This window comes from Simiduia sp., assembly GCF_058345725.1.
Map to the genome: position 1 here is coordinate 19853 of NZ_JBTUOC010000085.1, position 8880 is coordinate 28732.

General features: G+C 58.9%; 9 protein-coding genes. 6 read left to right on the forward strand and 3 right to left on the reverse strand.

The features are described from left to right. Positions 1-48: 48 nt before the first annotated feature. On the forward strand, positions 49-879 hold the full coding sequence (gene tcdA / locus ACW8F6_RS16930) for a tRNA cyclic N6-threonylcarbamoyladenosine(37) synthase TcdA (protein WP_491577066.1): 831 nt from the start codon (positions 49-51) through the stop codon (positions 877-879). Here tcdA and ACW8F6_RS16935 read toward each other — a convergent pair. Continuing rightward, entirely contained in the window at positions 876-1295 is a 420-nt protein-coding gene (locus ACW8F6_RS16935) for a SufE family protein (RefSeq protein WP_491577067.1), read from the reverse strand. The genes tcdA and ACW8F6_RS16935 overlap by 4 nt on opposite strands. Before the next feature lie 94 nt (positions 1296-1389). Here ACW8F6_RS16935 and ACW8F6_RS16940 point away from each other — a divergent pair, with 94 nt between their 5' ends. The 3 genes from ACW8F6_RS16940 (at position 1390) to ACW8F6_RS16950 (ending at position 3344) form a co-directional block, all read left to right on the forward strand. Then, the gene (locus ACW8F6_RS16940) at positions 1390-2028 is read left to right on the forward strand and encodes a cytochrome b (protein WP_491577068.1); all 639 of its coding nucleotides are present in this window, start codon (positions 1390-1392) and stop codon (positions 2026-2028) included. Positions 2029-2032: 4 nt separating this feature from the next. Further along, on the forward strand, positions 2033-2617 hold the full coding sequence (locus tag ACW8F6_RS16945; RefSeq protein ID WP_491577069.1) for a YceI family protein: 585 nt from the start codon (positions 2033-2035) through the stop codon (positions 2615-2617). 103 nt (positions 2618-2720) lie between these two features. Continuing rightward, on the forward strand, positions 2721-3344 hold the full coding sequence (locus ACW8F6_RS16950; RefSeq protein WP_491577070.1) for a MarC family protein: 624 nt from the start codon (positions 2721-2723) through the stop codon (positions 3342-3344). Here the strand turns inward: ACW8F6_RS16950 and ACW8F6_RS16955 are convergent. After that, positions 3327-4106 (reverse strand): TatD family hydrolase, encoded by a 780-nt coding sequence (locus tag ACW8F6_RS16955; protein ID WP_491577071.1) that lies wholly within the window; start codon positions 4104-4106, stop codon positions 3327-3329. The genes ACW8F6_RS16950 and ACW8F6_RS16955 overlap by 18 nt on opposite strands. Positions 4107-4293: 187 nt before the next feature. Between ACW8F6_RS16955 and ACW8F6_RS16960 the strand changes: the two genes are divergently transcribed. Then, on the forward strand, positions 4294-5760 hold the full coding sequence (locus ACW8F6_RS16960) for a dihydrolipoyl dehydrogenase (protein WP_491577072.1): 1467 nt from the start codon (positions 4294-4296) through the stop codon (positions 5758-5760). A gap of 104 nt (positions 5761-5864) precedes the next feature. Next, positions 5865-8261 (forward strand): zinc-dependent metalloprotease, encoded by a 2397-nt coding sequence (locus ACW8F6_RS16965; protein ID WP_491577073.1) that lies wholly within the window; start codon positions 5865-5867, stop codon positions 8259-8261. A gap of 63 nt (positions 8262-8324) precedes the next feature. Here ACW8F6_RS16965 and ACW8F6_RS16970 read toward each other — a convergent pair. Then, a partial coding sequence (locus ACW8F6_RS16970) for a hypothetical protein (RefSeq protein WP_491577074.1) occupies positions 8325-8880 on the reverse strand: 556 nt, incomplete at its 5' end.

The window sequence follows — 8880 nt, forward strand, 5'->3', positions numbered from 1 at the left end:
GCCCGGGGCCGCTATAATGGCGCCCCTTTTACCACCTGGAAGCCCTCAATGTCCGTTTCGCCGCCCCTTCTCAGCGACAGCTACCTGCAGCGATTTGGCGGCATTGGCCGGCTCTATGGGCGCGCCGCCCTCGATCACTTGCACGGCGCGCACTTTATGGTGATTGGCATCGGCGGCGTGGGCTCCTGGGCCGCCGAGGCCCTGGCGCGCACCGGCGTGGGCACGCTGACACTGGTCGATCTGGATGAGGTGTGCGTGACCAACAGCAACCGCCAGCTACACACGCTGGCCAGCACCATTGGCCAGGCCAAAACCGAGGTCATCGCCGAGCGGCTACGGGGCATAAATCCCGACATTACCGTGCATTGCGTGGAGGATTTTATCGCCCCCGAAAACGTTGCCGAAATCGTTCACAACCACTTGGATTTCGTGCTCGACTGCATCGATTCGGCCTTCGTTAAAGCGGCGCTAATCGGCCATTGCAAGCGTCAAAAGACACCGGTCGTGACCGTGGGATCGTCCGGCGGTAAAACCGACCCGCGCCAAATTGACTCAATCGACCTCGCAAAAACCACTAACGACCCGTTGCTGGCCAAAACCCGTAACAACTTGCGCCGGCACTACAATTTCAGCCGCAACGCCAAACGCAATTTTTCCATCGAGGCTATTTACTCCACCGAGCAATTAAAATTTCCAGCCGCCGATGGCGGCGTGTGCGAAAACAAGTCGGCGCTGGGCGCAGAAGTAAAGTTGGATTGCGGTGGCGGGCTGGGCGCCGCCACCATGGTCACCGCCAGTTTTGGCATGATTGCCGCCAGTCGCGCCATTGCGCGCTTTTTGAGCCGGCAAAAAAACTCGCCCACACCCCGACAACCCTAATCCGCGTTCAGTTCGCGTCGAATGCGCTGTACCAAAGCATTGAATCCATTGCTGCGCGAGGGCGACAGGTGTTTCTCCAGCCCCAGCTCCCGCAAGAGCCCAGCCAGGTCGAGCGCCCGGATGGCCGCAGTGGACTGCCCCTGAATGTGCACCAGCAGCAATACCGCCAAACCTTTTACGATGCGGGACTCGCCGTCCACGGCAAACCAATGCAATCCCTTCTCTTGTTGATGCGCCAGCCACAGCGCCGTTTCGCAACCGGGCACCCGTTGCTCGTCGCGACGCAACCAGGGTTTGGTCTGAACGCGGTTGCCCCAGGCCATCAGCATCTTGTACTTTGCTTGCCAGCCCTGTGCGCGAGTTAAATCGGCGGGCGCCAGATCGTCAATAGCGTCCACCGGGGGTTGAAAAGCCATGCGAAAACCCAAAGTGTCTAACGGTGCGCCAGTCTACCCTAATCGCCAGCGGCAACTGTAGCCCTGACCACGATCACCCTTAACTGGATACAAAATGCGCGATTTACCGAGCCGCTACGGCGGATTATCAAAGTTTTTGCACTGGAGTTCGGCATTGCTGACCCTTGCGCTGTTTGGGCTTGGGCTCTGGATGGTGTCGCTGGATTACTACCACACCTGGTACCACCGCGGCCCGGCGCTGCACGTGAGCCTGGGCCTGCTACTGCTGTTGCTGACTATTGCGCGCTTGTGTTGGCGCACCGTCAATCGAACGCCGGCGTCGCTCGCGAGCCACAGTCGCGCAGCGGTTTTGGCCGCCCGCTGGGTGAAATATATGCTGTACACACTGCTGCTCGCGCTCTTGCTCAGCGGCTATTTCATGACCACCGCCGAAGGCCAGCCCGCCCGCTTTTTCGACCTATTCAGTGTTCCTGCGCTCGTTAATCTAAACGGCAGTCAAGTAGATTTACTGGGCCTACTACACCTTTGGGGCGCCTGGGCACTGATAGTAGTGGTGGCGGGCCATGTCGGCGCGGCGCTACTACACCACTTTGTGTATAAAGATGATACGTTAAAGCGCATGCTACCCGGGGCTGCGCTAGACTCAGGCGCAAGTGCAACCGAGCGCACGGAAACACACACAAACATTACAACCCAACAATCCCAACCAATTAACGACACCAGCAAAGGATGACACCATGAATCTGACACACCTTACCCGCTCCCTTCTCGCCGGCAGTGCGCTTTTTATCGCGGCGGGCAGCGCGCAGGCAGCGGATTATGTAATCGACAACAAGGGCGCGCACGCCAGCATTAACTTCGCCATTCAACACCTTGGCTACAGCTGGCTAACCGGCCGCTTCAACGCCTTTGAAGGCACCTTCAGCTACGACGCAGAGAAACCAGCCGACAGCAAAGTCAGTGTCACCATCAACACCCAAAGCGTGGACTCCAATCACGCAGAGCGCGACAAGCACCTGCGCAGCAAAGACTTTTTAAATACCGACCAACACCCCAAGGCCACCTTTGTGAGCACTGGCGTAAATAAGGTGAGTGAAACAGGGTTCGATCTGGTGGGCAACTTAACCCTAAACGGCGTAACCAAACCTGTCACCATCGCGGTAACCAAAGTGGGCGAAGGTAAAGATCCCTGGGGCGGCTACCGCGCCGGTTTTTCGGGGGAAACCAAACTCAACCTGAAAGACTTCAACATCAATTACAATCTCGGCCCAGCCTCTGAAAGCGTGAAGCTGTGGCTAAATGTCGAAGGCGTGCGCAAGTAGCCACCTAACTCACTCGGCGCGCCGGCGCGCGCCGCGTTCACCGTCCCATTGAATTAACCGGGCGCCTTTGCTGCCACCCGATTAAAACTATCGAGCGAAAACAATGACAGACATTGTGCACAAGGTGGTCATGCTGTGGTCTGTGATAGACCCCATCGGCACAGTGCCCGTATTTTTAGCAGTGACTGCCGGGATGGCCAGCCGCAGTGCCATGCGCAAGATTGCCCTGCAGGCCACACTGGTGGCGGCGGGTGTGCTGCTATTTTTCGTGATTGCCGGCGAATTAATTTTGGATGCTATGGGCATCCCACTTACGGCCTTTCAGATCGCCGGAGGCTTGGTGTTGTTTCTATTTGCGCTGACCATGATCTTTGGCGACAGCAAGGTGGATGAAGAAAAGCAGCTGGTGCCGGGGCATCAACACAGCGCGGTCTTCCCGCTGGCCATTCCCTCGATAGCGTCGCCCGGCGCAATGACCGCAGCAGTGTTACTCACAGACAACCAAACGCAAACCATTGCCGATCAGGCGGTGATCGCCGCCATTATTCTGGCCGTGCTGCTGGCAACACTGTTGCTGTTATTGTTAGCCACCCACATACAGCGACTGATTGGCGATGCCGGTGCCGCCATCCTGAGCCGCGTCATGGGCTTGTTGCTGGCGGCCGTGGCTATTAATTTAGTGCTGGAAGGCGTGGTGACCTATTTCGGCCTAACCATTAATACCTAGATTGCCAAACACCTGAACGGCGGCGATTTGGGTATGGGCCTGTAACTGCGCCAGGCTTTCACCCCGCAATTGCGCCACGCATTGCGCCACGGCAATCAGTTGCGAAGGTGTATTAACCTTGCCCTGCGCGCCAGCCAAGGGCATGGACGGCGCGTCAGTCTCCAATAAAAAGCTGCCCTGCGGCAGTGCCGCCACGGTGGCGCGGGTTTTCGCGGCGCGCGTATAGGTCACCACACCGCCAATACCCAGTACAAAACCGCGCTTGAGGTATTGGCGAGCCAGCTCGAGACTGCCAGCAAAACCGTGCACCACGCCGCGCACCGACGGAAATGCCTTCAACTGCGCCAGCAACGCATTATGTGCCCGGTGGGCGTGTAGTATCACCGGCAGCGACAATGCCTCGGCCAGTTGTAATTGCGGCACTAGCCAGCGCGCTTGCTCGTATAAGGGCAGGGCCAAACTACCATCCAGCCCGCACTCGCCCACCGCCACCGCGCCGCGCGCGATGGTTGCGCGCAGTTGTGCCATCGAATCTTCCAGCGACTGTATTTGCGCCGAAATCCACCATGGATGTACGCCTGCAGCCCAGCAGGCTCCGGGCAGTTGTGACGCCAGTTGCTCGGCTGTGGCCCACTGGGTTGGCGCCACACCGGGAATTAAAACCCGCGCGACACCCGCAGCACGCGCTGCCGCCCAATGGCTTGGCGCCTGCGCATACAGTTCCGGTAAATCCAGGTGGCAGTGGCTATCAAACCAGTCCATGGGCCTTTGCTATGCTCCCCTCGGGTTCCATTCTTGAATTTACAGCACTGCGCGCAGCTTACACAGGCCTATGGGGCCCCTACAACTCGCGGTACTCGGCGCCCCACGCGGAACGCCGATGAAACAAATACAGGCCCTTGCTCTCTAACGCTATCACGCGCATTCACGCAACTTAAAAGGAGTCACCATGGCATCGCGATCGGTAGACATCGCCATCATTGGCGCCGGCACCGCAGGGCTAGGCGCTTACCGCGCGGCCCGTGCATACACAGACAAGGTACTGCTGATTGAAGGTGGGGCGCATGGCACCACCTGTGCCCGTGTAGGCTGTATGCCCAGCAAGCTGTTAATCGCAGCCGCCGAGCACGCCCACCTAGCACACCACAACGGCGTCTTTGGCGTGGATTACGATGCGCCGCGCATCGATGGCAATGCAGTGCTGGGCCGGGTCAGGCGCGAGCGAGATCGCTTCGTGGGGTTTGTGCTGGCATCGGTGGATGAGTTTCCCGAACACCATAAATTACAAGGCCAGGCTACATTCACCGGCCCAAATACTTTGGCGGTGAATGGCGCAGACCAAGTCACTTACGAAATTCGCGCGCAGCGCATCGTCATCGCCACCGGCTCAAGGCCGCACATTCCCGAACTATTACAGGGGGCGGCCGATCGTCTGCTCACCAATGACAGCCTGTTTGAACTGCCCACCTTGCCCGCCTCGGTGGCGGTGTTCGGCCCCGGCGTCATTGGCCTGGAACTGGGCCAAGCGCTGGCGCGTCTGGGCACGCGCGTCACTTTGTTTGGCCGCTCCGGCGGGCTCGGCATTTTGCAGCACCCGGACGTGCGCGACTACGCCATCGACCACTTTAATCGCGAATTTTATCTGGACCCGCGTGCACAGGTGCAGGCCCTGCGACGCACCCAAGCAGGTGTTGAAATTGATTATGTACACCGCGAGCGGGGCCCGGTTACCGAGTGTTTTGAGTATGTGCTCGCCGCCACCGGTCGGCGCCCCAATATCGATCCGCTAAATCTCGGCGCCAGCGGCCTGGCACTGAATGCCCAGGGCTTGCCCGAGCGCGATCGCTACACCGGCCAGTGCGGCCGGTCATCCATTTTCATGGCCGGCGATGTCAGCGACGATATTCCCCTGTTGCACGAAGCTGCCGACGAGGGCCGCATTGCCGGCGACAACGCTGGCCGCTCCCTGACAGACAGCGCAGACTTGCGCGCGGGACAACGCCGCACGCCCATCAGTGTCGTGTTCAGCGACCCGCAAATGGCGAGTGTTGGCACTGGCTATCGGGCGCTCGAAGACATCTGCCCCGGCAGCTTTGCCACCGGCAGTGCAAGCTTTGAAAACCAAGGGCGCGCGCGCGTCATTGATAAAAATCACGGCCTGATTAAAGTCTTTGGCGAACAGGGCACCGGGCTGCTGCTGGGCGCTGAAATGTTCGGCCCGGCCGCCGAGCACATCGCCCACCAACTGGCCTGGGTGATACAAATGCGCATGACCGTCAGCGATGTGCTGGCGCTGCCCTTTTATCATCCAGTCATCGAAGAGGGGGTGCGCACAGCCCTGCGCGATCTGAGTCGACAATTGCATCTGGGGCCGGCGCCGGTTAAACGCTGTCTGGATTGCGGTCCCGGCGCCTGATTGCCACCCACGGGGTTGAACCTTTAAGGTGTCCAACGAACTCCCTGCGCACAGGGCGCGCGCTCACCACTGCGCTTAACGACACCCCACAAAAGGACATCGCCATGGCCCGACTGCTGATACTCGCCCTGCTGATTTGGCTGGGCGGCTGCTCGCCTGCCCCCGACCACACCTCCAACACCAAAACACAAACTGACTTAGCGGGCTTTACCCAGGGCATGCAACACCAACCCGGTTTGCTGCCACTGTACGTGGATATCGAGGCCGGGCGCGTCTATCTGCAGATCGCCAAAGACAGCCCCGATTATATTTACTATTTCAGCCTGCCCCAGGGCCTGGGCTCTAACGATATCGGCTTGGACCGCGGCCAATTGATGGGGCTGGAATCCAAGCTGGTGCACTTTGAACCAGTGGGCGACAAGGTGTTATTGCGCCAGCGCAACACCCACTATCGCGCCGTGTCTGCCAATGCATTGGAGCAGCAATCCGTTGCCGAGGCCTTTGCCAGCTCTGTGCTGTGGGGATTCCCGGTGGTGGCGCGCGATGCCGAACACCTGCTACTCGACGCCACCGAATTTATGCTGCGCGACAGCCATGGGGTGGCGCGCACCTTAAAACAGAAAAAACAAGGCAATTACACGCGCGACGACAGTCGCTCGGCGGTGTATCTGCCGCGCACCAAAGCCTTCCCAAACAACACCGAACTCGAAGCCACGGTGACGTTCACCGGCGACGAGCCTGGCGCGTTTGTACAGGCCGTTGCGCCCGACCCCTACAGCCTGAGCGTGCGCATGCACCACAGCTTTGTGGCACTGCCGGAGCCCGGCTACCAACCCCGCGCCTTCCACCCCCAGAGTGGTTTTTGGGCCTTTAGCTTTCAAGACTACGCGGCGCCCATAGAGGCCGACCTCACCCAACGCTTTATTCCGCGTCATCGCCTGCAGAAGAAAAATCCCCAGGCGCCAATCAGCGACGCGGTAGAGCCGATCATCTACTACTTGGACCCGGGCACGCCCGAACCCGTGCGCACGGCACTGCTGGAGGGCGCCCGCTGGTGGAACCAAGCCTTTGAAGCCGCCGGCTACCGCAACGCATTTCAAGTGGAGATATTACCCGCCGACGCAGACCCCATGGACGTTCGCTACAACGTAATTCAGTGGGTGCACCGCGCCACCCGCGGCTGGTCTTACGGTTACGGCCTGACAGACCCACGCACTGGCGAAATTATCAAGGGCCATGTAACACTCGGCTCGCTGAGAGTGCGCCAAGATTACTTAATCGCTCAAGGCATGACGGCGCCCTTTCACAGCGAAGACGCCAGCGGCCAACCGCTGACCGAAATGGCGCTGGCGCGCATCCGGCAATTGTCCGCCCACGAAATTGGCCACACCCTGGGCATCGCCCATAACTTTGCCGCCAGCCCCCACCAGCGGGCGTCAGTCATGGACTATCCGCACCCGGTGTTGTCGCTGACAGACGGAAAAATATCACTAACGAACGCCTACGCAGAAAACATTGGCGCTTGGGATAAACGGGTTATTCAGTATGGCTACGGCGACTTTGACAGCGACCAGGCGCGTCTAGAATTTGTCGAGGCATCTGCCGCACTGGGGTTCGAGTTCATCTCCGACCCCGATAGCCGCAGCCTGGCCGATTTCCACCCCACCGCCAGCCTCTGGGATAACGGCGCCAATGCCGCCGACGAACTGGCGCGGGTGATCGATCTGCGCGCAGCCGGGCTCGCGCAATTCAATGCCAACGCATTGGCCTTTGGGCGCCCCTATTCCGATCTCGAAGAAATTTTGGTGCCGGTATTTTACTACCACCGCTACCAGGCAGAAGCCGCCGGTAAGCTGTTGGGCGGCTACCACTACGCCTACGCATTAAAAAACCGCGCCCAGGCGCCCTTGCACCAAGCCGTGACCCCGGCGCTGCAAAAACACGCCCTCGAACAGTTAAACCGCACCTTGGCACCGGCGTTTTTACAGCTGCCCGATCACATTGCAAAGCTAATTCCACCCAAAGCCTATGGCCATCAGAAAACCCGCGAAAGTACCCAGGGTTATACCGGCGCCCTGCTAGACCCACTCGCGCTGGCAGAAGCCGCAGCCCACCACAGCTTGCGTATATTACTGCACCCGGAGCGGTTGGCCCGCTTGCAATGGTTGCACGCCACCCAGCCTGCACATCTCGCGCCGCGGGCGCTGCTAGACAGTATGTGGCAGGCCGCCGGTCGACCAGAGGCGCCGGGTGGCCAGGGACTCATTGCTCAAAACACGCAACTGCTAATTGTCGCGCAATTCACCGAGCTGCTTAAAAACCCCAAACTTTCACCGCCATTGCGGGGCACTTTGGCCGGTTTTCTCGAAACCATCGCACTCGCCACACCTCGCTCCGATCACCAGCGACTGCTGGCAATACAGATCGACCAAGCGCAAAAGCAGCTGGCCGGCGATAAAGCCTTCACGCCCACGCCACTGCCGCCTGGCTCGCCCATTTAACCGTGCATAATAAACTTGGCCTCGCACTGCGAGGCCAAGTTTATTTGGATAACAGTAAGTCAACTAAATAATACTGATTCGATAACCCGTGTATTCCGTAGGATCTGGCTCCAGTATTACTTGGTAATTGGTGTTGGCCTCCAAGTCCACTGTGACTTTGTCGGCCGCTAGAATCTCGTCGCCATCTTCGTCCGTGTACATCATGTAAATGGCGTAACTACCCGATACCAGGGTGAAATTTTTTACCGACGCAAATGCAATACCCGACACAATTTGCGAGGCGGTCTCCTTAGTTTCACCGGCATCTTCATTCACGAAATATGCCTTTAAGGTATAGCGATCGCCGTCGCTGTCGTGAATTTGCGCCAGGCTCACTAAATTCATATCGTGCTCGTAGGTACGGGTGCGCAGGTCCTGATCGTACACCAGCGCCGCCAATGCGCCGGCAGTATTTTCATAGAACAGCAGGTTGCGCGCGCTGCCCGCTTTTAACGTGACCAGTTTGTTCTGCAAGTGCACTTCATCGATATTACCAGCGGCCGTGACTCGCGTGGTGTAATCGCCAAAGGGTACCGATTGAAAGTCGCTCAGGCTGTCGGGGCTTTGGTTAGCAAAGGCT

Coding starts and splice junctions, on each gene's coding strand:
- ACW8F6_RS16965 (WP_491577073.1), top strand. CDS start 5,865: ATGGCCCGACTGCTGATACTCGCCCTGCTGATTTGGCTGGGCGGCTGC.
- ACW8F6_RS16960 (WP_491577072.1), top strand. CDS start 4,294: ATGGCATCGCGATCGGTAGACATCGCCATCATTGGCGCCGGCACCGCA.
- ACW8F6_RS16945 (WP_491577069.1), top strand. CDS start 2,033: ATGAATCTGACACACCTTACCCGCTCCCTTCTCGCCGGCAGTGCGCTT.
- ACW8F6_RS16955 (WP_491577071.1), bottom strand. CDS start 4,106: ATGGACTGGTTTGATAGCCACTGCCACCTGGATTTACCGGAACTGTAT.
- ACW8F6_RS16940 (WP_491577068.1), top strand. CDS start 1,390: ATGCGCGATTTACCGAGCCGCTACGGCGGATTATCAAAGTTTTTGCAC.
- ACW8F6_RS16950 (WP_491577070.1), top strand. CDS start 2,721: ATGACAGACATTGTGCACAAGGTGGTCATGCTGTGGTCTGTGATAGAC.
- ACW8F6_RS16935 (WP_491577067.1), bottom strand. CDS start 1,295: ATGGCTTTTCAACCCCCGGTGGACGCTATTGACGATCTGGCGCCCGCC.
- tcdA (WP_491577066.1), top strand. CDS start 49: ATGTCCGTTTCGCCGCCCCTTCTCAGCGACAGCTACCTGCAGCGATTT.